The organism is Plantactinospora sonchi, from assembly GCF_036422035.1.
GTDB lineage: Bacteria > Actinomycetota > Actinomycetes > Mycobacteriales > Micromonosporaceae > Plantactinospora > Plantactinospora sonchi.
Map to the genome: position 1 here is coordinate 310,289 of NZ_JAZGQK010000007.1, position 25,690 is coordinate 335,978.

General features: G+C 71.8%; 19 protein-coding genes and 1 tRNA gene. 8 read left to right on the forward strand and 12 right to left on the reverse strand.

What is annotated here, in order from left to right; genetic code table 11:
* Positions 1 to 422: 422 nt before the first annotated feature.
* The 4 genes from V1633_RS10610 to V1633_RS10625 form a co-directional block, all read right to left on the reverse strand.
* A complete protein-coding gene (locus V1633_RS10610) occupies positions 423 to 767 on the reverse strand; it encodes a hypothetical protein (RefSeq protein WP_331214059.1) in 345 nt (114 codons plus the stop codon).
* A gap of 184 nt (positions 768 to 951) precedes the next feature.
* Positions 952 to 1,836, reverse strand: coding sequence for an ABC transporter permease (locus V1633_RS10615; protein WP_331214060.1), 885 nt, complete (start codon positions 1,834 to 1,836; stop codon positions 952 to 954).
* Positions 1,823 to 2,800 carry an ABC transporter ATP-binding protein gene (locus V1633_RS10620; RefSeq protein WP_331214061.1) on the reverse strand — a complete coding sequence of 326 codons (978 nt, stop codon included), beginning with the start codon at positions 2,798 to 2,800 and terminating at the stop codon, positions 1,823 to 1,825. The genes V1633_RS10615 and V1633_RS10620 overlap by 14 nt, the downstream gene beginning before the upstream one ends.
* On the reverse strand, positions 2,797 to 3,897 hold the full coding sequence (locus V1633_RS10625; RefSeq protein ID WP_331214062.1) for a LolA family protein: 1,101 nt from the start codon (positions 3,895 to 3,897) through the stop codon (positions 2,797 to 2,799). Before V1633_RS10625 ends, V1633_RS10620 begins: the two co-directional genes overlap by 4 nt.
* A 95-nt stretch (positions 3,898 to 3,992) precedes the next feature.
* Here V1633_RS10625 and V1633_RS10630 point away from each other — a divergent pair, with 95 nt between their 5' ends.
* Entirely contained in the window at positions 3,993 to 4,649 is a 657-nt protein-coding gene (locus tag V1633_RS10630) for a response regulator transcription factor (protein ID WP_331214063.1), read from the forward strand.
* Between the two features lie 68 nt (positions 4,650 to 4,717).
* Entirely contained in the window at positions 4,718 to 6,238 is a 1,521-nt protein-coding gene (locus V1633_RS10635) for a HAMP domain-containing sensor histidine kinase (RefSeq protein WP_331214204.1), read from the forward strand.
* On the opposite strand, the gene V1633_RS10640 is transcribed toward V1633_RS10635, so the two are convergent.
* Positions 6,166 to 7,968 carry a tetratricopeptide repeat protein gene (locus V1633_RS10640; RefSeq protein WP_331214064.1) on the reverse strand — a complete coding sequence of 601 codons (1,803 nt, stop codon included), beginning with the start codon at positions 7,966 to 7,968 and terminating at the stop codon, positions 6,166 to 6,168. The two genes, V1633_RS10635 and V1633_RS10640, sit on opposite strands and share 73 nt — an antisense overlap.
* A 58-nt stretch (positions 7,969 to 8,026) precedes the next feature.
* A complete protein-coding gene (locus tag V1633_RS10645) occupies positions 8,027 to 8,500 on the reverse strand; it encodes a MarR family winged helix-turn-helix transcriptional regulator (protein WP_331214065.1) in 474 nt (157 codons plus the stop codon).
* A gap of 48 nt (positions 8,501 to 8,548) precedes the next feature.
* Between V1633_RS10645 and V1633_RS10650 the strand changes: the two genes are divergently transcribed.
* Together V1633_RS10650 and V1633_RS10655 are read left to right on the forward strand one after the other, a co-directional pair.
* A complete protein-coding gene (locus tag V1633_RS10650) occupies positions 8,549 to 9,070 on the forward strand; it encodes a VOC family protein (protein ID WP_331214066.1) in 522 nt (173 codons plus the stop codon).
* Positions 9,071 to 9,117: 47 nt separating this feature from the next.
* Positions 9,118 to 10,056 carry a hypothetical protein gene (locus V1633_RS10655; RefSeq protein WP_331214067.1) on the forward strand — a complete coding sequence of 313 codons (939 nt, stop codon included), beginning with the start codon at positions 9,118 to 9,120 and terminating at the stop codon, positions 10,054 to 10,056.
* Positions 10,057 to 10,230: 174 nt separating this feature from the next.
* Here the strand turns inward: V1633_RS10655 and V1633_RS10660 are convergent, their stop codons facing one another.
* Together V1633_RS10660 and V1633_RS10665 are read right to left on the reverse strand one after the other, a co-directional pair.
* A complete protein-coding gene (locus V1633_RS10660; RefSeq protein ID WP_331214068.1) occupies positions 10,231 to 10,410 on the reverse strand; it encodes a DUF4236 domain-containing protein in 180 nt (59 codons plus the stop codon).
* A 65-nt stretch (positions 10,411 to 10,475) separates the two neighbouring features.
* A complete protein-coding gene (locus V1633_RS10665) occupies positions 10,476 to 11,642 on the reverse strand; it encodes a helix-turn-helix transcriptional regulator (RefSeq protein WP_331214069.1) in 1,167 nt (388 codons plus the stop codon).
* 291 nt (positions 11,643 to 11,933) lie between these two features.
* Between V1633_RS10665 and V1633_RS10670 the strand changes: the two genes are divergently transcribed.
* Both V1633_RS10670 and V1633_RS10675 read left to right on the forward strand, forming a co-directional pair.
* On the forward strand, positions 11,934 to 14,090 hold the full coding sequence (locus V1633_RS10670) for a glycoside hydrolase family 44 protein (RefSeq protein ID WP_331214070.1): 2,157 nt from the start codon (positions 11,934 to 11,936) through the stop codon (positions 14,088 to 14,090).
* A 134-nt stretch (positions 14,091 to 14,224) separates the two neighbouring features.
* Positions 14,225 to 15,001: an SDR family oxidoreductase gene (locus tag V1633_RS10675; RefSeq protein ID WP_331214071.1), complete on the forward strand. Its 777-nt coding sequence runs from the start codon at positions 14,225 to 14,227 to the stop codon at positions 14,999 to 15,001.
* A gap of 197 nt (positions 15,002 to 15,198) precedes the next feature.
* Here the strand turns inward: V1633_RS10675 and V1633_RS10680 are convergent, their stop codons facing one another.
* Positions 15,199 to 15,630, reverse strand: coding sequence for an SsgA family sporulation/cell division regulator (locus V1633_RS10680; RefSeq protein ID WP_101365276.1), 432 nt, complete (start codon positions 15,628 to 15,630; stop codon positions 15,199 to 15,201).
* Between the two features lie 386 nt (positions 15,631 to 16,016).
* Between V1633_RS10680 and V1633_RS10685 the strand changes: the two genes are divergently transcribed.
* Together V1633_RS10685 and V1633_RS10690 are read left to right on the forward strand one after the other, a co-directional pair.
* Positions 16,017 to 16,544: a TIGR02611 family protein gene (locus V1633_RS10685; RefSeq protein WP_331214072.1), complete on the forward strand. Its 528-nt coding sequence runs from the start codon at positions 16,017 to 16,019 to the stop codon at positions 16,542 to 16,544.
* A gap of 49 nt (positions 16,545 to 16,593) precedes the next feature.
* A tRNA-Val gene (locus V1633_RS10690) sits at positions 16,594 to 16,665 on the forward strand.
* A gap of 141 nt (positions 16,666 to 16,806) precedes the next feature.
* Here V1633_RS10690 and V1633_RS10695 read toward each other — a convergent pair.
* The 3 genes from V1633_RS10695 to V1633_RS10705 are packed head-to-tail and all read right to left on the reverse strand — an operon-like array spanning position 16,807 to position 25,405.
* On the reverse strand, positions 16,807 to 21,600 hold the full coding sequence (locus V1633_RS10695) for a hypothetical protein (protein ID WP_331214073.1): 4,794 nt from the start codon (positions 21,598 to 21,600) through the stop codon (positions 16,807 to 16,809).
* Positions 21,597 to 24,584: an ATP-binding protein gene (locus V1633_RS10700; RefSeq protein WP_331214074.1), complete on the reverse strand. Its 2,988-nt coding sequence runs from the start codon at positions 24,582 to 24,584 to the stop codon at positions 21,597 to 21,599. The genes V1633_RS10695 and V1633_RS10700 overlap by 4 nt, the downstream gene beginning before the upstream one ends.
* A complete protein-coding gene (locus tag V1633_RS10705) occupies positions 24,581 to 25,405 on the reverse strand; it encodes an alpha/beta fold hydrolase (protein ID WP_331214075.1) in 825 nt (274 codons plus the stop codon). Before V1633_RS10705 ends, V1633_RS10700 begins: the two co-directional genes overlap by 4 nt.
* Positions 25,406 to 25,690 lie beyond the last annotated feature (285 nt).

Consider the following 25,690-nt stretch of genomic DNA (forward strand, 5'->3'; position numbering starts at 1 on the left):
CACGTCGCCGGACGGTTCCGTCACCGTACGTCGGACGGTTTTGTCGTGGCGTCGCTGGTCATCCGAAACGCCGGAGTGCTTTGACAAACTGTCGCTCCATCGGTTAAGCTGATGTCCGAACGGCATAAAGTGCCGTTCTTTTTTTGTGCCCGAACTGGTAGAAGATAGCGCGTCCGGATGGCATCGGCCATGTCGCCATCCGGTGGAATCTGTCGGGTTCCCGCGCTGCTGTCGCCCGTTCGGGCGCGATATTCCCGCCGTCGGCATCTCGTGCATGACCTGCGCGGCGACGACGTTCGCCCGAGGCCGGGGGAGCGCCGAGGCGGCCGGTCAGAGCCGAACGGGCACGACCAGCCGTCGTCGCACCGGAGCTGACCGGTGGCGCGACGGGGCCGTGCCCGTGGCGGGTTACCCGATGGGGATCAGCAGGAGTTGCTGGTGCCGTCGTACGAACCGAGGTTGATGCCCCAGGACTCGGACTCCCAGCGGGTGTAGGTGGCGTATCCGCGCGCCGGTGCGGTCTTGCACACGTCCGGCCCGCCGCCGATGATGATCTTGCGCTTGGCCGATGCGCTGCCGCAGTTGTAGAAGCTCCAGTACCACTTGCGCTGCCGGGTCACGCTGTCGACCCGCTGCCACGATTCGTGCTCGACGGTGACGCCGCACGGGTCAGGGCCGGCGGCCGCCGGGCTGGGCACCGACAGGGTCGCCGCGATCGCGGCCGTACCCAGCGCGATTGCCAATGTCTTGCGACTGCTTACGGGCATGGCGAACTCCTCGGGGATGAACGGGGGTGTCACTGACCTTGGCGGTCGGCGACTGAATACTGCCTACAGTTGACACCCAGTTCAATCATCGAGGATCGATCATGAGTGAATCTTGAGATTGCCGAACCCGCCGCTGCCGGCGTCGACCGGACCCGCCGCTGGTCGGGCCCGCGCGGGGAAGGAATCAGCCGGTCACGTCGCGCCCGCCGAAGCGGGCCCAGGCCGCCGAGAGGAAGATCGCGATGTACGCAGCCGCCGAGAGCAGCCCGGGGCGGAGCGCCTCGAACGACACCGGATCGCGGAGCAGCTCGGCGAAGTCCTGCCAGTGATGCGTCAACAGGTACGGGTGCAGCCAGTCGAGCTGGGAGATCGCGTCGAGCACCTGGCTCGCCACCGCCAGCATGGTGATCGCGATGGTGGCGCCCATCGGCTGTTCGGTCAGCGTCGACACGAAGAGCCCGAGCGCGCCGAGCGCACACAACCCGACCGCGAGATAACCGCAGACGCCCAGCAGCCTCAGCAGCCCCTCGCCGAAGCCGACCTGGGTTCCGGAGAGCAGGGTGACCGGCCCACCGCCGAAGAGCGCCAGTCCGGCCAGCAGGCCGACGGCCGCCACCAGCAGGGTGACGACAACCGCGAACACGACGATGCCGGCGTACTTGACGGCGAGCAGCCGGTTGCGGCCGACCGGGACGGTCAGCAGGTAACGCAGGGTGCCGAGGTTCGCCTCGCCGGCCACGCTGTCCCCGGCGATCGCCGCCACCGCCACCGGGAGGAACAACCCGATCTGTACGCCGAGCGCGGCCACCGCCACGAAGAACCCGTTACCGGTGATCGCGGAGAAGAAGCCGGGGTCGTGGGCGCCGTCGGCCGGCGGATCGGTGACCCGCATCGCGACGGCGATGATCACCGGGATCGCGGCCAGCGCCGCCATCCCGGCCTGGTTGCGGCGCCGACCGAAGATCAGCCGCAGTTCGGAGCGGAAGAACCGGGCGGTGCCGGACCCGGTCCGCACGGCGGGCGCGGGCCGGGGACCCCGCCCGGTCGGCACCACGTCAACCGCTGACATCAAATCCCTCCCCGGTGAGCGAGACGAACAGTTCCTCCAGGCCCGGAGCGTTGACCGCGAAACCGCGTACCGGGACGGCGGCGTGCACCAGCGCGGCGACCACCTTCTCCGGCGGCACCGACCCGAGCACCCCGGTAGCCTCCCGGGCGGCCGTGGCGACCTCGACCAGACCGAGCTCCCGCAGCACCAGGGCGGCCTCGGACGGATGGTCGGTCTCCACCCGGGCCCGGGGCGCCGCCGACGCCCGGAGTTCGGCCAGCGGCGCCTGGGCGACCAGCCTTCCCCGGTGCATCACCCCCACGTCCGTACAGACCTGCTCCACCTCGGAGAGCAGGTGGGTGGAGAGCAGCACGGTGGCACCCTCGGCGGCGATCTCGGTGAGCAGGGCGCGTACCTCACGGGTGCCCTGCGGGTCGAGCCCGTTCGTCGGCTCGTCGAGGATCAGCAGGTCCCGGGGGGTCAGGATCGTCGCGGCCAGGGCCAGCCGCTGCCGCATGCCCAGCGAGTACGCCCGGTACCGCTTGCCCGCCGCCGCGCCCAGCCCGACCCGGTCCAGCGCCGCGCCGATCCGCGCCGACGCCGTCCGCGGATCGGCGGTACGGTCCGCCGCGTCGAGCCGGCGCAGGTTCTCCAGCCCCGACAGGTACGGATGGAACGCCGGACCCTCCACCAGCGCGCCGATCCGGGGCAGCACCCCGGCCGCGTGGTCCGGCATCCGCTCGCCGAGCAGGCGGTGACCGCCGGCGGTCGGTCGGACCAGCCCGAGCAGCATCCGGATGGTGGTGGTCTTGCCGGAACCGTTCGGTCCGAGGAATCCGTACACCGAGCCACGCGGGACCGTCAGGTCGACGGCGTCCACCGCGACCTGACGGCCGAACCGCTTGCTCAGTCCCTCGCTCTGCACCGCCAGGCCGGCTACCGACGGCGCCGGATCGCCCGCAGTGACCGACCTGGCGAGGCTCATCTGCCGCTCTGGGCGACGTCGTAGAGCCGTTCCGGCTTCACCGCGCCGACCAGCAGCCGCCCGTCGTCGGTGAGCAGGGCGGTGAAGAGCTTGCTCGTCAGCACCCGGCCACTGCCCCAGGCGCCGCTGACCTTCGGCAACGTGTCGAGGAAGCCGCCCAGCCCGGCGCCCTCGGCGCCGGCGGGGGTGGAGCCCGTACCGCCGGCGGTCTCCGGGAGCCGGCCGACGAGGACCGTCGTCCAACCCGTACCGACGGCCTTCGGCCGCTCGGCGTGCTCCGGTACGGCCGGCTTCCGGTCCGACTGGACCGGCTCCTCGGTCACCGTCGTACCCGGCGGCGGGTTGAAGGTGAACTGGGCCGGGTCGGGGCGGTCGAAGTCGACGTGGGTGAAGGCCACCTCGAACGCCGGCTGCCGGGTGCCCTGCGGCACCACCTGGAACCGCAGCGGTACGTGTTCGGCGGCGTCGACCGCGATCTTGACCTGGCCGACCAGGGAGGTCGAGTCCCGGGGCGTCAGCACCAGTTCGTAGGCGTCCCGTCCGGCGACCGAGGTCGTCCGTCCGACGCTGATCCGGGTGCTCGGGTCGATCGCGGCCAGCGCCTGGTCGGCCGCCTCCTGCGGAGTGGCCGGCAGGTGGCTGAGGTCGGGCCGCTGGGCGTCCTTCGGGTCGGACAGCGTGCTGTGGGTCGCCTTGTTCTCCTGGCTGTCCCAGATCCAGATGTCCTGGCCGTTGCGGATCACGTCGGTCTCGCCCAGCGTGCCGAGCAGGGCGACCCGGGTCTGGTCCGGGCCGGCGTACCAGACCCGCATCGTGTGCGTTCCGAAGACCAGTGCGGCCAGGTCGGCGCTGCCCCGTCCGCTGATGCCGGGCAGGCTCGGCAGACCCAGGTCGGCGCGTTTGATCACGGTGCCGGAGAGACCGTCCAGACGGGCGGTCTGCAGGTCGACGAGAAGTTGGGCGGCGCTGCGTTCGGGCAGGCTCGGCTCGGCCGCCGAGGCGAAGGTGCCGATCGCCGCGCCGCCGCCGATGATCGCCACGGCCGTACCGGTCGGCACCAGCCAGCGCAGCGCGGGACGGGTGTGAAAGACGGACATGCTCGTACCTCCTGCTCCCATCCTGCCCCCGGGGCACTGTGAAACCGCTGAGAACGGCGTGGTCCGGATTCGCCCGGAGGTGGCACGCTTGGGCGGTGCGACTGCTGGTGGTGGAGGACGAGGCCCGACTGGCCACGGCGCTGCAACGCGGGTTGCAGGCCGAGGGATTTGTCGTCGACGTGGCCGGCACCGGGCCGGAAGGGCTCGAACTCGCCCGACACGGCGGCTACGACGCGATGATCCTCGACGTGATGCTGCCGGGGCTCTCCGGCTACCGGGTGGTCCGTCAACTGCGGGCGGAGCGGCACTGGCTGCCCGTACTGATGCTCTCCGCCAAGGACGGCGAGTACGACCAGGCCGACGGGCTCGACTGCGGGGCCGACGACTACCTCACCAAACCCTTCTCGTACGTGGTCCTGCTCGCCCGGCTGCGCGCACTGCTCCGCCGCGGTGCGCCGCGCCGCCCGGTGGTACTGGTCGCCGGCGACCTGGCCCTGGACCCGGCCCGTCGTCGGGTGACCCGGGGCGGGGTGGAGGTGGAGCTCACCGCCCGGGAGTACGCCCTGCTCGAGTACCTGCTCCGGCGGGCCGGCGAGGTGGTGTCAAAGACCGAACTGCTGGACCACGTCTGGGACGCCAGCCTCCGTACCGCGCCGAACGTCGTCGAGGTGTACGTCGGCTACCTGCGCCGCAAGCTCGGCCGGGACCGGCTGGAGACGGTCCGGGGCGCCGGCTACCGGCTGGTCACGTGAGTACGGCCGGCGCCGCCCCGCGTCAGGGGTGGCGGCTGTGGCTGCGGCTGAGCCTCCGGGCCCGACTCATGATCATCGGTGTGGCGGGGCTCGCCGCCGCCCTCGCGGTCGGTGGTCTGGTGCTGCTCGGCGCACTCGGCTACGCGCTGCAGCGCACCGTGGACACCGAGGCGCTCAAGACCGCCGAGGCGGTGGCCCGGCTGGCCGGCGAGAACGCCCTGCCCGACCCGTTGCCGGTCGCCGGCAACCAGGTCCGGGTGCAGGTGGTCGACGCGCAGGGCCGAATCCGGGCCGCGTCGATCGACGCCGACCGGCTGGTGTCGATGCTCTACCCGGACGAGCTGCGACAGTTCCACGCCGGCGAACGGGACCGTTTCCCGCTGCCGGGACGGCGGCTCGGCTGGGACGGCCCGATCTGGGTCGTCGCGGTACCCGCGGGACCGGCCGCCGACCCGCAGACGGTGCTGGTGGCCAAGTCGACCGCGGATGTCCGGCACAGCGTGGCCGCGGTACGGACGATCCTGCTGATCAGTTTTCCGCTGCTGCTGCTCGGGCTCGCCGCGGTGGCCTGGCGGGTGATCGGGGCGACCCTGCGGCCGGTGGAGGCGCTGCGGGCGGGCGCCGAGGAGATCACCGGCGGAGCCCGGCCGGGCCGGCTGCCGGTGCCCGGATCACGGGACGAGATCCACCGGTTGGCGGTGACCCTGAACGGGATGCTGGGCCGGCTGGAGTCCGCCCGGGCACGCCAGCGGGCCTTCGTCGCCGACGCGGCGCACGAACTGCGCAGCCCGCTGGCCAACATGCGGACCCAGTTGGAGGTCGCACAGCGGCTCGGCGCCGCAACCGACTGGCCGTCCGTCGCCGACGACCTGCTCACCGACACCCACCGGTTGAGCCGACTGGTCGACGACCTGCTGCTGCTCGCCCGGTTCGACGACGCGGGCGACGGCCGACCCCGGTCGGCGGTCCCGGTCGAACTCGGGGACCTGCTGGCCGACGTCGCCGACCGGTATCCGTCGCCCCCACTGCGGGTACGGCCGCCGAGGTCGCCGCTCTGGGTGCTGGGCGAGCCGGACGCCCTGACCCGGGTCCTGGCCAACCTGCTGGACAATGCCCTACGGCACACCACCAGCGAGGTGGTGCTGGAGGCGGCGGCCGGCGGCTGGGACGGGCCGGCGTACCACCTGATCCTGGTGACCGACGACGGGCCGGGCATCCCGGCCGAGGACCGGGACCGGGTCTTCGACCGGTTCACCCGACTGGACGACGCCCGTGCCCGGGACGCCGGCGGTGCCGGCCTGGGGCTGGCCATCGTCCGGCAACTGGTCCGCCGGCAGGGCGGCACGGTGACCCTCGCCGACGCGGGGCCCGGGCTGCGGGTCGAGGTGCGGCTGCCGGCCGCGGACCGCGCGGCACTCGACGGCGGCCCGGCACCACACCTCGCCGGCACCGACGGCGCGTCCGGTCGTCAACGGGACGACGACGCACCCGCTCAGTGGCCGGACGGGACGACTGGTCAGCCGCCCGGCGAGGCGCCGGGGCGCTCCGTGCAGACCGGGTCGGCGCGCCCCACCACGTCGGTGGAGTAGACCACCGCGACGGTGAAACAGTAGTTGGTCCGGACCTCCAGGCCGTAGACGACGTAACCGGTGGACCCGGCCGGCAACTCCTGGAAAGCCCGGGGTTCCTGCCCGGCACGACCGCCGGCCAGCACCACCGGCCCCTCGGCGCCGGTCGGGTACGACCAGGTCAACGTCACACTGCTGCGATCATCCACCAGGGTCAGGTCGTCCGGAGGGCTGCCGGGGGAGGCGGGCGGCGCCGCCGCCGGGGCGGAGACGGCGGTGCTGGTCGGTGGCCCGGTGGGCGGTGCGCCGGTCCCGTCGTCGGTCAGCCCGAAACCGATCGCCACCGCCGCGGTCCCGACCAGCACGACCAGCACGAGGCCGCCGACGATGACCGGCGGGCGCCGCCAGGCCGGGCGTGCGGGACGCGGGATCCGGGCCGGAAGCCGGGCGGAACGCCGCTCGGGCAGGTGCCGGACCTGGTGTACCCCGGGTGGTTCGATGGCGGTGGCCGGCGACCGGGACGTGCCGTGGTCGTCCCACCGCCGCTCCTGCTGTTCGTCCACGGTGAACGCCGGTACGGCCGGCGGCAGCGGCGGCACCGGCCGGCGCCCCGGAAGGTGTCCGGCGCTGTCGTCCTCCTCCGGATCCGGGGCGACCCGTTCGGGCGGCCACCAGTCGTCGAGGTCCTCGTCGTCGTGACCGGCCGGGGCGGCGTCGAATCCGGCCGTCCGCCGATCGGGTGCGCTGCGGGGTGGCGGCACCCCGGGTCGGTGTCCCGGCTCGGCGGTGTGCGGGGTCGGCGCGTTCCACCGGGGTGGCGGGTCGACCGGCGGCGCGAGCGGCAGCCGGGGCGGTGGCACCGACGGCGGGTACGCCGGCTCGGGATGTGTCGGCGTGGGCTGTCCCAGATCGCCGGGCGGCCGGTCGGGCAGGGGCTCGCCCCGGTGCGGCTCGGCGTACGCGGGCGTGGCCCGGGACTGTTCGGTGGTTCCGAACGGGACTCCGGTACGGGCGTGCGGAATCGGGGAGGTGCTCTCCTCCTCGGCGGCCACGTCGGCACAGACGTGGTCCGGGTCGGCGCCGGCGGCGGCGAGTGCCCCGATCTGCGCGGCCAGCGGATGGGTGGCCGGCAGGTGCTGTCGGCACAGCTCACGGGCGAGGGCCAGCCGTTCGTGTGCCGAGGCGTGGAGTCCACAGTCGCGTTCCATCGCGCCCAGCCGGGCCAGCATCCGGATGCCGGCGGGGTGGCCGTCGCCGTACACCTCGCGGTGCAGTTCCCAGGCGTCCTGCAGGCGGCTGCGGGCGACGGGGCACTCGCCCTGGGCGTACTCGACGGTGGCCAGGTCGGCGTGTGCGGCGAGCACCCGTAGCGACTCGGGCCCGTCCGTCGCGGTCAGTTCGATGATGACGTCGCGGTACAGGTCGGCGGCGGGGGCGTGACTGCCGAGCCGGTGCAGTACGGCGGCCAGGGTGGCCGCCGTGGCGACGGTCCGCTGGTCGGTCGGCCCGTACAGCCGGGCGGTGGCGGAGTACGCGAGCATGGCCCAGGTCCGGGCGGCGGTCGGGTCGCCGAGGGTGACCAGTACCCGGGCCTGGAGGCCGGCCGCGTCCGCCAGGTCCGGCGAGGCGTCGTCGGCACCCGGGTCGACGTCGCGCAGTGCCGCGCCGAGCAGATCCCGGGCACCGGTCAGGTCGCCCGCGGCCACGAGCGCATGCGCCTGCTGGGTGAGTTCACCGAAGCCGGAAGCCACGCCTCATCGTGCTTGGCTGGCGACGTTCAGTACAAGGGGGCGGGTGGTGGCAGTTCGGTCATGACCCTCGACCGTCCGGGTCGAGATGCGCGACCAACGCCTCGCTGATCCGCCGCAACTGGTCGATCTGCTCCCGGCTGAGTTGGTCGAACAGGTGCCGGCGTACGCCCTCGACGTGTCCGGGTGCGGCGGCGGCGAGAGCTTCGAAGCCCGGTTCGGTCAGCACGGCGAGCTGACCCCGGCGGTCGGTGGGGCAGTCCTGGCGGCGTACCCAGCCGGACTCCTCGAGGCGGGTCACCGCGTGGGAGAGCCGACTGCGCGAGCCGCCGGTCGCCTCGGCCAGTTCGGACATCCGCAGCTGGCGGTCGGGGGCCTCGGAGAGCCGGACCAGGATCTCGTAGTAGGCGTGCGGAATGCCGGCGTCGCGCTGCAGTTCGCGGTCCAGGGTGGCCATCAGGGCCCGGGAGGCGCTGAGGAAGGCGCGCCAGGTGCGGTACTCGTCGGGGTCGAGCCAGCGGGTCATGACCGTCATCATAGACGGGTAGTTGAACGCTCAACCAAATCCGGGTACCGTGGGGACATGGCCATCCATCGCCTCAACCACGCCGTGCTCTTCGTCCGTGATCTCGCCCGCAGTGTCGCGTTCTACCGCGACGTGCTGGGCTTCCGCCAGGTCGCGATGACTCCCGACGGATTCGACGGCGCCGCGTTCCTGCAGGCGCCCGGATCCACCAACGATCACGACCTCGGCCTGTTCGAGGTCGGCGCCGCCGCCGGTCCGTCCGGCGCCGGCCGCACCACCGTCGGCCTCTACCACCTGGCCTGGGAGGTGGACACCCTCGATGAACTGGCGGCCACCGCCGCCCGGCTCGACGAGGTCGGCGCGCTCGCCGGCACGTCGGATCACGGCAGCACCAAGAGCCTCTACGCCAAGGACCCGGACGGGCTGGAGTTCGAGGTGGTCTGGCTGGTCCCGGCCGACCGGCTCGACGAGGCGGCGCTGACCGCCCGGAAGCGGATCTCCCGACTCGACCTCGCCGGGGAGAAGCAGCGGTACGGGGGACAGACCCGTGGCGGAGTGGGCATCTCCGTGCCGGCCTGACCGGGGGCGGTGCGCCCGGCCCGGCTCGGGCACGGTAGAACCGCAGCATGCCCGCTGACCCGATCGGCCTCGTCACCCGCCAACTGCTGGCCCGGCACCTCGACTCCTGGGTGCCGGACGCGCTGCGCCGATCCCGTCGGGCGACCTTCCTCCAGGCGTACGCCGGTGCCGACGGCGGCGCGGCCGACGGCGCCCTCCAGGCTCTCACCCCGATCACCGGCGGGTTGCGGGGCCGGCAGCTGACCGTGCTGACGGTCGCCGGGCAGGCCGACGACCTCCTCGCCCGGCACGCCGCGCTGGCGGCGGACCTGCCGGCGGAGGTGACCGCGCACCCGGTGGCCGGTGACCTCACCCGACTGCCGGTGGTGCTGAAGGCCGCCGGCGCGGCCGCCGCCCCGCTCTTCGGGTATCTGGACGCGGCGGGCGGACCACCCGTCGGCGGGGACGTCCTCACCGCCGTCGCCACCGGCCGGCCGGCCGAACTGCTGTTGGTGCTCGACCCGGCCACCCGGCACGGCGGCGAACTCCGGCAGCGGCTGAACGACACCGGCTTTCCCCTGGTGAACGAGGTGGAACTGGTTGCCGATCCGGAGTCGGAGGGCGGGCCGGTCGTCCGTCGAGAGACACTGCTCGTCTTCGCCACCGCCTTCGGCAAGCGGCTGGAGGCGTTCAAGGACGCGCTCTGGACGGTGGAGCGGCAGGCCGGCGTCCGGTACCGGGACCCGGACGATCCCGAGGGACGGCTGGTGGATCCCACGCCGACCCCCGACGCCGAGCCGCTGCGCCGGGAACTTCTCACCCGGCTGGCCAGCGCGGGACAGGCGTCGGTGACGGAGTTGCGGCAGTTCACCGCCGAGCGGACCGTCTATCGGGCCGGTGCCGCCAACGAGGTGCTCGACAGCCTGCTGGCCACCGGCGAGGTCAGTCGCGAGCCCCGCTCCGGTCGGCTCTCCGGGGAGACGGTCATCACCGCCGGAGACCGGTAGATCGTCCGGACGACGCTGTCACGTCCCGGACGACGCTGTCACGTCCAGGGCGACGCTGTCATGTCCAGGGCCGGGCCGTCCTGCCGTTGTCGCGTTCGGAGCGTCAGCGCCGACCGGGCCCGGACACGCCACGGGGCGCCGACGAATCGGCGCCCCGTGTTGCGGCAGTACGCGTCACCGAGGCGACTTGTCCTGCTTCCAGGAGAGCGGCCCGGGCAGGTCCACCCGGTGCGCCCGGGCCCGGGAGTTCCAGGACCAGCGACCGATCTTGATGCTCCAGGACGAAAAGCCGTTCTCGGTGAAGTTGAGAATCAGCGGACCGATCTTCTTGCGCTTACGGAACATCAGACCCATGGCCGTGCTCCCTTCGAAAGTGTGTCAACCGGCGGTAACGGCACAGTTCCCCGTACGCGTGTTCGTCAAACCGCCGACGCTCCGATGGGGACGGTCCCGGAACGGGCCGGGCCGCGCTGGCGGAGGCGGAAGGCACCAGGACTCTGTCCCACCTCCCGCTGGAAGAACCGGCCGAAGTTGGTCGGCTCGGTGAACCCGAGCCGACGACCGATCTCGGCCACCGGCAGGTCGGTCGCCGCGAGCAGCCGCATCGCCTCCAGCGCGACGCGGGCGTCGACGATCTGCTTCGCGCTGCGTCCGGTCGCCGCCAGACAGGCCCGGGTGAGGGTACGCACCGAGCAGCCGAGTCGGCCCGCGTAGTCCTCGACCCGCCGGGTCTGCCCGTACGACCGCTCGATCTCGTGCCGCAGCCGCCGGTACGTGCCGCCGCTCTCGTCCACCGCCGCGTCCGGTTGGCGACTCCGACCCACCGACCCGTTCCCGTCCATCCGACCGGTGCCGCCCAGGAACCAGCCTGCTGAACCGGCCGTCCCGGGGCCGCCCGCTGCTCCGCCTGTGGCCCCGTGGCCGGTCGTCGCTCCGTCCGCTGCTCCGCTCGCCGACCCGTGGTCGCTCGCTGCTTCGCTCGTCGAACCGGGAACGTCCGTCGCCAGGCGACTGCCCGTCGGTCGGCCCCGCCACGCAGCCGACGGCAGCGGCCCGTACCCGGGCGGATCCGCCGGTGCGGTCGGCAGCAGCGCCAATCGCAGCAGCAGAACGGCGAGCTGATGGCGGAGCAGGTCGACCGCGACGGCCTCTCCCCGGTGCCGCTGACAGTCGACCACGAGCTGACTGACCTCGTTGATCACCGCGTCCTCGTCCTCGCCGGCCAACTGCCAGTAGCCGGTCCCGCCCGGCGGCGCGGCCACGGGTGCCACCCCCAGACCGTGTACGGCCTCCGGGGCCCAACTGACCAGGATGGCGTCGAGCCCGCCCGGTTCGCCGTGGTGCACGACCTGACCGGGCTGTGCCCAGATCAGCGAGCCGGGCCGGCAGGGGTAGCTGCGGAAGTCGACTTCCTGGGTGCCGTGTCCGACGGTGACCAGCAGGAGCAGGTGCCGGTCGAGCAGATGCGGACGGCGGTGGAGCGGATCCAGCGCGAAGTCGCGCAGGGTGAAGGTGCGGATGCCGGCGCGTCGCGGCGGAGGCGGCGTGCCGTTCGGATCGCTGGAAGACTGACCGAATCGGAGCATCGCCTCGACGGTAGTCGGGTACGGCCGGTGGCGCAGCACCGCACGCCGACCCGGGTAGCCAGGATCACCTGGCCGCGCGACCTGCGCCGCCACCGGCCGGGCCGCGAGGGTCACCGGCGAAGCCCTGCCGTACATCGACGGTCGACGTTGACCACCGGGGCGGCCGCTGGATAGCCTGAGCCCCGTCCGGGCCGACGATGACGCGCGGGGCGACGGGGAGCCACGCCCCTGACCGTCATCCCACCGCGCCCGCCCGACCCCGGGTGGGCGGCAAGGAGCCCGGGAGATTCCATGCGTCACAGATCCGCCCTGTTGGCCGCCGTCAGCGCCGTCCTCGTCACCACCGGCGCCGGGCTGGTCATCACACCCGGCCCGGCGTACGCCGCGCCGGGGCCGGCCATCGAGGTCGACCTCAGGATGGACCGGCACCCGATCAGCCCGCACATCTACGGCATGAACTTCGTCGACGAGGCCCTGGCCGCCGAACTGTCCCTGCCGGTACGGCGCTGGGGCGGCAACGCCACCACCCGCTACCACTACCGGTACGACACCACCAACCGTGCCTCGGACTGGTTCTTCGAGAACATCACGGAGGCCAACGACAATCCCGAGGCGCTGCCCGACGGCTCCTCCACCGACCGCTTCGTCGAGCAGGACCGGCGTACCGGGACGGACACGGTGCTCACCGTGCCGCTGATCGGCTGGGCGCCGAAGGCCCGCGACGGCTCCTGCGGCTTCTCCGTGGCCAAGTACGGCCCACAGCAGAGCACCGACGAGTGGCGGCCGGACTGCGGCAACGGGGTGCGTCCGGACGGTACCCCGGTGACCGGCAACGACCCGCACGACACCAGCGTCGAGGTGGGGCCGGAGTACGTCCAGGAGTGGCTGCGACACCTGACCGCCAAGTACGGGACGGCCGCCGAGGGCGGGGTCCGGTTCTACAACCTGGACAACGAGCCGGACATCTGGCACTCCACCCACCGGGACGTGCACCCGACCGGGGCCAGCTCCGCGGAGTTGCGCGACCAGGCGTACGCGATCGGGGCGGCGATCAAGGAGGTCGACCCGACGGCGGCCACCCTCGGCCCGGTCGGCTGGGGATGGACGTCCTGGGACCACTCCGGACTCGACCAGGAGGTCTGCGGGCGTACCGGCTGCTGGGCGAACCCGCCGGACCGGCCGGCCCGGGACGGACTGCCGTTCACCACCTGGTACCTGCAGCAGATGCGGAACTACGAGGAGCAGCACGGGCAGCGGGTGCTCGACTACTTCGACATGCACTTCTACCCGCAGGCCGCCGGAGTGGCGTTCGGCAACGGCAACGACCCGGCCACCAACGCGCTGCGGCTGCGCTCGACCCGGGCGCTGTGGGATCCGACGTACACCGACGAGAGCTGGATCAACACCCAGGTCCGGCTGGTGCCCCGGATGAGGGAACTGGTGGCGGCGAACTACCCGGGCACCAGGACCGCGATCACCGAGTACAACTGGGGGGCGCTGGACCACGTGAACGGCGCGCTGGCCCAGGCGGACGTACTCGGGATCTTCGGTCGGGAGGGGTTGGACCTGGCGACGCTCTGGGCGCCGCCGACCGCGACCCAGCCGGGCGCGTACGCCTTCCGGATGTACCGCAACTACGACGGCGCCGGCGGTCGGTTCGGCGACATCGGGGTCCGGGCGACCAGCGCGGACCAGGAGAAGCTCTCGGTCTACGCGGCGCAGCGCGGCGACGACGGCGCGCTCACCGTGATGGTCGTCAACAAGGCCGGGGTCGAGCAGACCAGCACCCTGACGTTGCGCGGCCCGATCGGGCTCGACGCCCGGGTCCACCGCTACGGCGCCGCCGACCCGACCTCGATCGTCCGCGCACCCGACCAGCGGATCCTGGTGCCCCCGCCGACCGCGGGCGCGGCGAACGGCCTGCTGACCCACACCTTCCCGGCCGACTCGGTGACCCTCTTCGAGATCGACGCGGCGCTTCCGGTGACTCCGCCGGCGGTGACCTACCGCAACCTGGACCGCGCTCCGAACGACCAGTCGATCCGACCGGCGGTCCGGCTGGAGAATCCCGGCACGGAGCCGGTGGACCTGTCCCGGATCACCCTCCGGTACTGGTTCACCAGGGACTCGGGGCGTGCGCCGGTGCGGGCGGAGTGTGACCGGGCCGGTCGCCTCGGCTGCGACCGGGTGACCCGCCGGGTGGTGCCGCTGTCGACCGCCCGGCCGGGCGCGGACGGCTACCTGGAGATCGGTTTCACCCCGGCGGCGGGTGTTCTGGCACCAGGTGCCCGGCTCGGTCCGATCGAACTGCGGCTGGGGAAGGCCGACCGGTCACGGTTCGCCGAGGCGGACGACCACAGTTGGCGGCTGAGCGGGCCGGACTTCGCCGGTACCGACCGGATCACCGTCCATCTGGACGGAACGCGGATCGCCGGGGTCGAACCGTAGCGCCGGACCGCCGTCCGGGGTTGACCGGACGGGGCGGCAGAATGGGTCTCCGAACGATATTCGGATCGCGCGTCGTCGCGTCGACGGACCACGTGTCGTCGTGTTGACGGCGGTCGCTCTCGGAAGAGGTGCACATGCCCGGGCTGTTCGCGGTTGACGACAAGGTGGTGCTGGTCACCGGCGGGACCCGGGGGATCGGGTTGATGATCGCCCAGGGTTTTGTCGAGGCCGGCGCCCGGGTCATCGTCTCCTCCCGCAAACCGGACGTCTGCGCGGCGGTGGCCGAGCGGCTCTCCGGGTACGGCCGGTGCGAGGCGATCGCGGCGGACATCTCGACGGCGGCCGGGGCGAGCCGACTCGCCGAGGAGGTGCTCGCCCGGGTCCCGGCGTTGGACGTACTGGTCAACAACGCTGGCGCGACCTGGGGAGCACCGCTGGAGGCGTACCCGGAGAGCGCGTTCGACAAGTTGTGGGCGGTCAACGTCAAGGCGGTCTTCCAGTTGACCACCGCGCTGCTGCCCGCGCTGCGTGCCTCGGCGACCGCGGACGACCCGGCCCGTGTGATCAACATTGGCTCGATCGACGGCATCCGGGTGCCCTGGATGGAGGTGTACGCCTACTCGGCGACCAAGGCCGCCGTGCACATGCTGACCCGCAGCCTCGCCCACCAGCTCGCACCGGAGCACATCACCGTCAACGCGATCGCCCCGGGGCCGTTCGAGAGCAAGATGATGGCCTTCGCGCTCGACGATCCGGCGACCCGCGCCACGATCGAGCACCAGGTGCCGCTCGGGCGGATCGGACGCCCGGACGACATGGCCGGGGCGGCGATCTACCTGGCCTCCCGGGCGGGGGCGTATCTCACCGGGGCGGTCATTCCGGTCGACGGCGGCATCACCACGCACGGATGAGGGGGAAAGGCGCGGCGTGAACCAGAAAAGCGGAACGGCGTCACAAAGCCCCGCCATCCGGTAAAGGGTGCGTGAAACCCCGGAACCGGGCAGTTCACTCCGAATGAGGAATGAATCGGGCGAACAACCGCCGCGCGGACTCGGCAGGTCCGCGCGGCGTGTCGATTGTTACTGACTGTGACTTTCCTGAACGTGCGTCACCGGCCGGCGAGTAGCCGGTTGACCGCGGTGTCGACGTCGAGGTGGTCTCCCTCCCGACCTCGGGGCACCACCACGTACGTCCTGCGTAGGAACCTGACCAGGACGCTGCGTGGCACCTCGAAGAGGGCGTTACCGTCGGGTGATGAGAGCGCGAGCGCGACGAAGTCGCCGCGGGGCGTGGCCCAGGGCCAGACCCGGACGTCGCCGATCCCGGCCGGCTCATCCAGCCCGGTGACGAGCAGTTCCCGCGCGAAGGACCAGCTCACCGCTTCGCCTCCGGCGGATTCCGCGTGGAACAGGACATGGACCGCATACGGGTCGGCTGGGTCGTAGCGCAGGCTGGCGCGCACGGGCAGGGCCGTGGCGTCAGGTGCAACGAGCCTTAACGACGTCTCGACCTCGACCGTGGTTGGTCGGATGACACTCATGGACGTTCTCCCCCCGGCACCGCTGCGGGACTTACGTGTCCCGCCTTTCCCATCCTCAGGTGCTACTCATGGTTACGCTCCGCCATACGCTGATATCACCCAGTAGTGGTATGGGCCTGCCGAGTCGCGGATCGAAATCGAATCTTTATGTAGGATGTCCAGTTCCATCCAGGTACTCGATCCCCACCCGACGACGCCAGGTGGTTCAGTCGTCGACTTACTCCGGTAACGTCCAGTCGTCCTGTTGGGTGACGGGCCGGGCCACACTGGGGGTTGAAATGCCGACCAATCCATCCTCAATGGAGAAACCGCCTCCGACCGGGATGAGGGCGGCGGCCGGCGAACGTGCCGGCCTGGCGGTGACGGGGAAGAGGCGGAGGTACGAGGTGCCGGAGGACGACCGCGTCCCACGGGGGGACCGGCGGGCGGCTTCGACGGGGGAGCGCTCCGGACGGGGCTCCGCCGTCGAGGGCGAGGACGTCGGGGGCGAGTGGGATGCCGCCGTACGTACCGAGCCGGCGCCCAGGTGGCGGCGGATCCGTACCGCTCTGGAGATCATCCGGGCGAACCCGACCGGCCGGATCACGCTGAAGGTCGTGGTGGCGGTGGCCGGCGCGATCGTCGTCCTGCTCGGCCTCGCGTTGATCCCCCTGCCCGGACCCGGCTGGCTCATCGTGATCGGTGGACTGGGCATCTGGGCGGTGGAGTTCCACTGGGCCAAACGGCTGCTGAACTTCACCCGTCGGCACGTCCAAGCCTGGGCACGTTGGGTACGCGAACAGTCGCTTCTGGTGAGGCTGGTCCTTGGTTCGGTCGGCCTCGTTTTTGTCGCCGTGGTGGTCTGGCTCTCCCTGCGGGCCAGTCTCGGGATCGACGTGCTCGCCCGCTTCATGCACTACCTCGCCACGCACTGACCCCGAGATGCGCGCCGGGCGGCCGATCAGGTACAGTTCTCGGCGCTGAGGGCGATTAGCTCAGCGGGAGAGCGCTTCGTTCACACCGAAGAGGTCACTGGTTCGATCCCAGTATCGCCCACGCAGGTAGAGGCCCAGATCACATCGATGATCTGGGCCTCTTTGCTGCCCGTACAGTCCTGCGGTGGTGGTCGGTAACCGAGGCGTCCCGCGTCCGGAGGATCGGCAGGTCCAGAGCAGACGTACGGCGGCAGGTCGACCGCTAGCCGGTCTGCTGCGTGCCACGACCGTGGCGTCGGGCGAGCCGGGTCAGCGACGCGGTCAACCGGTGGGCCTCCCAGTCGACCCGCGCAACCGGCGTCTCCAGGCCCCGTCGGACCTTATCCTCGGCCGGAGCCAGCCGGGCGGCGAGTGCTGCGTCGCGTTCGGCAATTTCGTGCAGGGCCCGCAGTTGCCGGAACGAGAGGCTCGCGATCCCGGGGCCGTCGACGTCCGGCCGGCCCCCGGCGACCAGCAGCGAGAAGAGCTCGTAGCGGCTGGTCGGCGGCCGACCCGTCAAGCGTTCCGTCGCCTCGCTCAGCGCGGCCCGGCGCCACGCGCTGTCCGGCAGGCCGTGCAGACCCCACACCACAGCCGCGTGATGCGCCACGTTCGGCAGGACCGGTGGCGTCTCGCTGCCGGGCGGCGACCCGCCGGCCTCGCGCAGGGCGTGACACGCGTACCCGATCTCGGTCCAGTGCTCGCGCTGGTCGAGGATGACCGGCCGGCTCAGCCGGGCCTCGATCGATGTCCGGAGTTCCCGGTTGAACTGGCTGATGCTCTCCGGCCGGTGCATGGTCACCAGCTCCAGCAACATGACCGCGTCGCGCAGGTCGAGCCGCCGCATGACCACGCCCGGTCCCAGGTCGCACAGCGCGCCGACGAGGCGGCCGCTTCCGTCCCGGTCGTCCAGATCGAGGAGCAGTGCGGCGAGCCCGACCGTCGGCGCGAGGTCGCGGGAACGGCCCAGCCGCAGCCGCAGCGACAGCCTCGCGTGGTCGATCATGCGCACCGCCTGGTCGGCCCACATCCGGTCGCCGATCCAGAACATCCGGATGACGTCGGCCAGCGCTCTCGGGCTCGCGTAGTGCGTGACGAGCTGGGCCTTCGCCATGAAGTTCTGCGACATCCACTCCGTGTCCACCCGGCCCGGCAGGACTCCGATGGCGGCCAACTGCCGGACGGCGGTGTACTGGGCGGAGGGGGACTGGAGGATCTGAAGCTCGTGGGTGAGGACCTGAAGCAGCACCGGCTCCTGACGCAGGCGGTCGTAGACCTGTGTGCCGAGGCCGGGTTCGGCGTCCTCCAAAGTCTTGAAGAGGGCGACCGCGGCGGTGGGCGCGTCGAACACCGCGCGTCGGGCCTTCCACACCACGAGGCTCTCGCCCTCGTCGTTCGCCAGGCCGAGATCCGCCAGCGCCGAACAGGCCGTGACCCTGTCGATGTCGAGCAGGATGTTCAGCGCCTGGACCAGCTGTTCCGCCCGCCGGGTCCGGGCCAGACGGTTCGCCCAGGCGTTCGTCTCGTCCACCATCCGGTCGGCCGCCCGCACGATCGACGGCCCGCCGTCGGGATCGCCGGCCTCGTTGAGGGTGCGTCCGACCTCCCGACAGCACTCGACGGCCGGCAGCGGCGTCGCCGTGGCCAGCGGTCCGAGGAACGCATCCACGTTGAACTCAGCCGCGTACCGCTCGGCGGCCTCGGGGACGAGAGCCCGGCCCAGGCGGTGGAACTCGGTCTGCGCCTCCGGCGAGGAGTAGTGGCCCATCCCTTCCAGAACGTTCCGCAGCGGCAGATGGTCGCGTAGGTCGAGCAGGAAGTCCTGGCCGGTCTCGAGGTCGGAGCCGAGCTGGAGGGCGAGCCGGGGACCCCAGGGCTTGCGGCTGCGCGTGATCGCCTCCACCACGATTTCCCGCGCTGCCAGGAGGCACTCCCGCAGGAACGGCACCTGAGCGTCGGCGATGCCTTTGATCAGGTAATACTTGATCGACGGGCGCGGATCGTCGTGCAGAAGCTTGAGAATGCGGTCCTTGCCGAGGTGTAAGGCGAGGGTCTGCGCGAACCCGCCGGACCGTACGACATAGCCCTCATCGATCGACTGCGTCACCGAGAGCAGCATGCCGACGCCCTTGGTGTCCGCCAGCTCCACCGCGCGGTCCGCCATCCGGGCGGCGAGGACCTCGTCCGGCTCGTCGGGCCGCGAGTAGAGCAGGACGCACGCCGCCTGGGTGTGTACGGCGGCCACGCTGCGCAGCATCTCCGCCGCCTCGATCGGCGTGGAGTAGTGCAGCAGGTAGCGGATGGCGTCGAAGAACGGCCGGCCCTCCTGCGCCCGCTGACGGGGGTTGGTCTTCAGGGCACGCTGGAAGACCGCGTTGGCGAAGGAGCCTCCGTACCTCTTCAGCTCGTTGACCGCCCGGCTGAATTCGTGCGGCGACGTGTAGCGCATGGCTGTCGAGAACCGGTGCTCGTGGTCATCGAGCAGGCTCTCCCACTTCGCCTCCCGGAAGTACTCGCGCAGGGCCAGCCAGCTGGTGATCAGGTGCAGCCCGGCGTTCTCCGGCGGCTCGACGGCGAGCAGCGCCTGAACGGGAGCCTCCTGCTCGACGGGGAACCACGTCTGGTCCAGGCGCAGGGCGCGCTCGGCCCGGCTCTGGAGCGCCCGTACACGGCGCACCAGGTGGTAGTCGTCGGCCTGGGACGCGTCCAGGCCGGTGAGTACGTAGCCGGCGTGCTCGCTGATCACCTCTTGCAACGCCATGTCGTAGAAGGACTCGGTCAGCCGTAGCAGTTGGAACCGCTCACCCGGGCTCCCGTCGCCCCGGCTGAGGAGAGCGACGACCTGCCTGCGGATCCAGTTGCCGACCGGACGCCACCGGGCGGTGAGCTCGGCCAGGTAGGTGCGCAGGCACCGGAGTACGACGAGGGATTCCTGCACCGTGAAGGTGTCCGTCTGCTCGTCGAGCCGGCTGACGAGGGCGTCGAGGCACTCCTTGACCACCGCCTCGCTGAGCCAGACGTTGAGGGTGAGCAGCAGCTCGGCGATCCGAGCCGGGTGCGTCTCCCGGTGCCGGATCCAGCGGCGCAGTGCCCGGTCGTCCCACGCCCGCCGGATGATCTCGACGACGGCGGCGTTACGGTGCAGCCGGATCCCGCGCAGCAGGGTGAGCGACCGGGGTGACCCGTTCCGCAGCACGGAGAGCAGTTCGGGCAGCAGGAGGTCGACCATCGTGGCGTCGATGGGGTGCAGCCGGTGGCGGGTGTGCGGCTCCGGCTGCGCTGCGCGGTACGCGTGCAGGACCGTGCGGCAGTTCTCCGGGCTGAGCATCCGCCACCGGGTACCGTCGGCGTGCGACTCCAGCCCGAAAGCGGCGCGTTCCTCCTCGCAGAGCGTGTCGAGTCGCTCGTGTGCGTACCAGGCGCGCGCCATGGTCCACGCCGCTGTGGTCGCGATGACCGTACGGGTGGCCTCGTCGAGAGCGTGGAACCGGTCGGTCAGCTCGTCCTGGCCGAGCATGATCTGGATCAGCCGGCGAAGGTCGGAGGTCGGCTTCGGACGATCCAACTCGGCGAGCCCGGCGTCCCGGTCGAGGCGGTCCGGATGTGCTCGGCAGAGCTCCTCCACGAACCTCCGCATCGCCGGCTTGCCGACCACGGCGCTGACGACATTCAGGTGGTCGGTCTGCCACTCCTCGTTGGAGTTCACGTCGTACTGGAGTACCCCGAGCACCGAGGTGCCCAGCGCACGGGACAGATAGGGCAGCAGCGCGTCGACGTTTCCGTCGCCGACCGGGTGCAGGTCCTCGAGGATCAGAAGCCGTCGTTGTGCGCCGGTCGCCTCGTCCATCCCGAGCGCGTGCCGGCCGACCCGCAGGGCCACTTCGCGATTGGGCAGCTCGTGCGTGGTACTCCCGATGATCCGGACCAGCGGTGGCTTCTTCTGCTGGGCGAGGCGGGCGGCCAGGCGGTGCACGAGGACGGTCTTGCCGCTGCTCTGCGGACCGCCGAGGACCGCCGCTGTGTGGATCTTTTTTTCGAAGGCCTGGTGGAACAGGGTGAACAGTTGGTTCACCTGCTTGACGTCGGTCTCCGGGATGAGGAGGTGCGGCGACGGCCGGGCGGAATCGACCGGGGTCCAGCCGAGCAGCACCAGCTCGCGCCGGTGCTGCTCGCGCTTCCAGGCCGCCCACTCGTCACCCCAGACCAGACCGGCCGCGGCGTCCAGGCCGGAACCCACAGCCGTGCGAACGGCTCCGTCCGACTCGGTGAGCTGCCAGCCCTGGCTCGTCGGCACCAGTACGGCGCAGGCCAGGTGACCGGGCGCGACGACCGTACCGGCCGGCGACGCTGTGAACCCGCCCTCCTCGTCGAGGTCACCGATCGCCACCAGTGTCGCCGGCACGTCGCTCAGCCCGGTCGCCCGGGACAGCGCCACGAGGGCGGTGTGCAGTCCCAGGGCGGGGCCGCCGGCGACGTGCGCCGGCCACAGATAGCCGGCGCCGAGATCCAGGTCGACCGGCAGGTCCGAGAGAGAGTCGAAGGGCGCGAGAGCCTGGCGTACGGCCGCCGTCGTCCCGTCCGGCGGCTCCGCGGGCCGGAACCAGGGGTGCCGCGCGGCGTTGTCGTCGGCGGGCCACAGCGACATGGCGACGTGTCGACCGTCACCGGTCGTCACGATGACGGTCGGCGCGACCGGGAGTCGTGGCGGGGCCGGCTCCGCCTCGAGATCCAGCAGGGCGGCGACAACCTCCGCACCGAGGGCCTGTACGACCTCGGCGGCCGGGGAGGCGCCGGCATCCGGGTCGGTCGCCGCGTTGAGCACCAGCTGCAGACCCGAGTCGGGTTCGCGCCAGAGCCAGTCCGGCACCCCTGTCAGGTCGACAACACCGGTGTCCTGCTCACGCAGAACCTGCAGGTCGTCTGCCAGATTCGCAACCCGCGACCGGACCGCCGCCTCGTGCAGCAGGGCGAGACAGGCGATCGTCAGGTCCCTGCGGCGCACCTCTTCGCTGGTCACCGCTGGCCGCCTCCCCTCAGTCGTGTCCGGCCGGAAAGGCGGAGGGCGGCGAGACCGCCGGAGGTGGCCACAAACACCAGGTCGCCGGCGACGCCCAAGCCGATCACCATCCCGTCCACCGGCCATCGGGTCGCGGGCCGGCGGTCGCTCACCGGGTGGATCTCCAGCCATCCTGACCGCCGATCCGGACCGCCCCCGAGGACCAGCCATCTTGCCGTCACGGCCGCCGATCGCAGCTCGCCGGCCGCCGTCTCCGGCCAGGCCACCTCGGCGGCGAAGGTCGGCAGGGTTAGCCTGCCGTACATGTCCACGACCACCGTGGCGTCGTCCTCACGGGAACAGGCCAGCGCCAGCGGCGATGGACAGAGGCTCACCACCGACGGGCGGCGACCGCCTGCCCGCAGATCCCAGCGCCACGCCCGACCGACGCGGTCCACCAGCCACAGCACTGGCCGGTCGGTCGGGCCGGCGAAGTCCGCGAGCAGCACCTCGTCGGGCAGGCTGTGCCGTTTCTGTTCCACGCCGGACGCGCCGTCCAGGACGACCACGGCAGAGCCGTGGACGACGGCGACGGCACCGGCGACGTGGACGGCGGTCAGCGTGGCCGGCCCGGGCAGCGCCCTCGGCGCGGCTGTGTCCGTCGGACCCCAGCAGAACGACTGGTGGTCGCCGGTCACCACGGTCGTCAGGGGGCCGGCGGCGGCCAGGCCGGTGACGGCCGCATCGGTCCACCGGGTTCCCGGCGGTGGCCACGCCCGCAGCTCCGTCCCGCTCCGGCTGTCCCACCACCGCACCGAGGCGTCGTCATGGGCCGTCACGAGGAGGTTGCCCGCCACGGCCGAGCGGGTCAGCGGGGAAGGGCGCTCCGGTGAGGTGACGTGGTGCGCCCAGAGGACCGGCGTGTCCCCGACCAGCTGCGGCAGATTGTTACGGGCGCCCAACAGGCCGAGGAGGAGCGCGCGGTCCCGCGGATCCCCGCCCACGGGCACACCGGCCCAGGTGGCGATGCGGTCGCGCCCGTCGACCCGCGCCCGCGTCTTCCGGAGCTCCCGGGTGACCAGCGGTGCCGGTGCCGCGAGCAGTAGCGGCGCCTCGTCCAGCAGCGACGCGAATCGGCCGTCGGCCTCGGTGGCGACGCCGAGCAGAATCGCCGTCACCTCGTCCGGGCAGCCGGTCCACCGGGGACCGTAGCGCTGGCGTGCCTCGTCGACCAGCACCTCGGCGACCCGGAACCGCTCGTCAGCTCGGCCAACGTACCCGAAGCGCGGCCGCCAGAGCGTGCTGCCGTCCAGGAAGGCCGCCGCCGCCGTGGCGCACGCCGTCACCTCGCCGGGCGTGTAGTCGTGCCCGGTCAGCCGGCTCGTCACGGCGGCCCACAGGTCCGCCGGCAACCGGCCGTCCGGAGAGTATGAGCACGCCGCGGCGAGGTGGGTCACGAGCTCGTCGGGATCCGTTGCCCAACCGCGCATCGCCCTCCGGCACAGCGCGTCCAGTCGCCGGTCCGCCGCACGCAGACTCTCGGCCAGCGCATCCCGCATCGGCTTCGCGCGGAGGTCACGCAACAGCGAGTCGACGGCCACCACAGCGGCGGAGAAGTTGCCCCGGCACGCGTCGGCGATCTGCGCGGACACGGTACGGCCGGAAGACGCGGAGGCGTATGTGAGGCGCGTCCGGACGTACTCCTCGATGGCCGGACCCGCGTCCGGAAGTTCGACCTCCCGGAAACCCTCGACCGAGGTGTCGCGCGCGGCGGCGACGAGCCGGACACACGGCAGGGCAGCGAGCGGCCGCAGGAACTCCTCGACGATGCCGGCCGGATCGCCGGCCGCGTCCACGTCGTCGATCGCCAGCGCGAGCCGCTCGGTTCGCTGGGCCAGGGCGGCGAGCAGCCCGGGGAGATCCCGGGCGGGCAGGGCCAACGCGTCGGCGAGGTCTTCGGCCGCGGACGCCGCGTCGAGTCCGTCGACGGAGAGCGCCGTGATCGGGACGTCGCCGGTCGGCAGCTGACCGTAGCGGGCCACCGGCGGCAGTGCCTGCCGCGCCTCGGCGGTCGCGGCTGTCAGGAGCCGTCCGAGGATCGCCGTCTTGCCGGTGCCCGCACCGGCGCTGAGGAGAACGGGTTCCGGTGGGCTGTCACCCTGGAGGTGGTCCGCCAGTCGTCGGAGGATGTCGTCTCGCCCGGTGAAGTACCAGCCGGGGTGGGAGGCTTCGGCCACGCCACGGGCGGCTGTGCTCCACTGCCGATCCACCTCGTCGGTCGGCGGCTCGGGCGGCATGAACCTCGGGTTGGGCAGGGTTCGACAACCGCCCGCCTGGTAGCCCGCGGCGACCCAGGGCATCTGCTCGGCGTTACGTTTCATCAGTTCGGCGGTCAGGTCGGTCACCGTCGACGGATCGAGGTAGGGAACGGCCAGATTCTTCCTGGCCTGCCGCTCCAGGGCGTCGACGAACGCCGGGACGAACGTCATCTGCTGTGCTTCGTCGAGCCGGCGGGCCGCCGCGACCACCCACACGTCGGTGGCTGACCCCAGTTGGACCACCGACTCCAGCGCGTTCGCCAGTGCTTCGCGGGCGCCGTCCCCGGCGTAGCAGGCGTCCAGAATGAGCAACACCTGGCTGACGTCCCGGCGGCGGAGCACGGCCCGGAGCAGCTTTGCCGGCGTCATCCAATCGTCGACGGACTTCGCACCGGGGTCCGGCGGCACGAGCAACCATCCGGCCGCCGCCTCCGCGTGGCCGTGACCCGTGCAGTACAGCACCAGCGTGCGGCCCTCGCCAGGCGGGCCCGGTGACGTGCCGAGTTCGGTGTACAACTCCTCGTGGGTCAGCTCGCCGTCCGGCGCCCGGCACATCTCGGTGAGACCGAGGCCGGTGAGAGCCTCGCGCATCGCCTTCGCCTCGTCCGGGACGAGCGCGAGGTCCGCGAATTCGGCACTGTTGTGGAATGTGCCGACCGCCGAGATCGCGAAGTAGCCCCTCGTCAACCGAGCGCCGCCTTCAGCGCGTTGGACGTGTGCACGTTCTGCAGATATGTCGTGGCGCTGTGCGCCTTCAGTCGTGGGTTGCGTGCCGTCCGGTCGGTCACCGTGCCTTCGAACAGCCCGTCGAGCTTTTTCACCGTGGCGACAGCGTCCTCCACCGCGGCCACGTTGACCCAGGTCGACACCTGTGGTGCCGGCGGCAGCGACGTGTCGAGATCCGGGTGCAGGGCCCTGCGGATGCCGCGGAACCCGAGCGGTGAGCCGATCGTGACCAGCGCCTCCACCGGCGGAGAGGGCTGCCGCCGGAGCCAGTCGTACGCCACCACGCTGCCCAGGGAGTGCGCCACCAGAACCCGGGGCTTCGCCTCCATCGCCTGTGCGAGCTCATCGCGGACGGCCTGACCGAAGTCGGCGTCGCGCAGATAGCGTGCGACCTGCTTGACCAGCCCGATCGTCACGGCGGAGGCACGGTCGAACAGTTGGTACCTCTCGATGCGGCGTACCGCCCACTGCACGGTGCGCGGCGCCCACACCTTTGTCGGGTCGACGCTGGCCGGCTCCTCGCCGGCTGCTTCCCCGATGGCGACGAAGAGTTCCTGCTCGATCCCGGGCTCCAGATCGGCCGGCACATACGGTGCGAAGCCGCCGGCCTTGCCGTCGTTGTAGAGGTGGCCGTAGAACGCGCACTCCAGGGTCACGTCGCGGGCGGCCGGGAGCCGCACGTTCTCCAGACCACGGACGATGGCCTCGCGCCATCGGTCTGATATCTCCGTCCGGGAACTGCGGTGCGCGAAAATGCCATGAATCATCACCACGTCGGCCATTCGGGGGTGCACCTCGACCATTGGAACGGAACCGCGGACCGTTCCAGTGAACCATGGCCCGCGCGCTGCGGCCTCAGCCGTGGGACGAGGTTGCCTGGGACCATTTAGCCGATACGGATCTGACTCCGGACGCGGCCGGGATTCTTTTCGTAACCCCAGACAGCATCGTTCCGGTGTGCACTCTGTGGTTGACCGACGGGCGCCGGACCGTCCACCGCGGCAATCGTCATTCGCGGCTGTTTCCCACCCGGGGTACGGAAGCAGGGCCAGACTCTGTCGCCCGGA

Bases quoted from the DNA above. Each gene is read 5' to 3' on its own strand.
- V1633_RS10610 (WP_331214059.1), bottom strand. From the start codon at position 767: ATGCCCGTAAGCAGTCGCAAGACATTGGCAATCGCGCTGGGTACGGCC.
- V1633_RS10615 (WP_331214060.1), bottom strand. From the start codon at position 1,836: ATGTCAGCGGTTGACGTGGTGCCGACCGGGCGGGGTCCCCGGCCCGCG.
- V1633_RS10620 (WP_331214061.1), bottom strand. From the start codon at position 2,800: ATGAGCCTCGCCAGGTCGGTCACTGCGGGCGATCCGGCGCCGTCGGTA.
- V1633_RS10625 (WP_331214062.1), bottom strand. From the start codon at position 3,897: ATGTCCGTCTTTCACACCCGTCCCGCGCTGCGCTGGCTGGTGCCGACC.
- V1633_RS10635 (WP_331214204.1), top strand. From the start codon at position 4,718: ATGATCATCGGTGTGGCGGGGCTCGCCGCCGCCCTCGCGGTCGGTGGT.
- V1633_RS10645 (WP_331214065.1), bottom strand. From the start codon at position 8,500: ATGACGGTCATGACCCGCTGGCTCGACCCCGACGAGTACCGCACCTGG.
- V1633_RS10650 (WP_331214066.1), top strand. From the start codon at position 8,549: ATGGCCATCCATCGCCTCAACCACGCCGTGCTCTTCGTCCGTGATCTC.
- V1633_RS10655 (WP_331214067.1), top strand. From the start codon at position 9,118: ATGCCCGCTGACCCGATCGGCCTCGTCACCCGCCAACTGCTGGCCCGG.
- V1633_RS10660 (WP_331214068.1), bottom strand. From the start codon at position 10,410: ATGGGTCTGATGTTCCGTAAGCGCAAGAAGATCGGTCCGCTGATTCTC.
- V1633_RS10665 (WP_331214069.1), bottom strand. From the start codon at position 11,642: ATGCTCCGATTCGGTCAGTCTTCCAGCGATCCGAACGGCACGCCGCCT.
- V1633_RS10670 (WP_331214070.1), top strand. From the start codon at position 11,934: ATGCGTCACAGATCCGCCCTGTTGGCCGCCGTCAGCGCCGTCCTCGTC.
- V1633_RS10675 (WP_331214071.1), top strand. From the start codon at position 14,225: ATGCCCGGGCTGTTCGCGGTTGACGACAAGGTGGTGCTGGTCACCGGC.
- V1633_RS10680 (WP_101365276.1), bottom strand. From the start codon at position 15,630: ATGAGTGTCATCCGACCAACCACGGTCGAGGTCGAGACGTCGTTAAGG.
- V1633_RS10705 (WP_331214075.1), bottom strand. From the start codon at position 25,405: ATGGCCGACGTGGTGATGATTCATGGCATTTTCGCGCACCGCAGTTCC.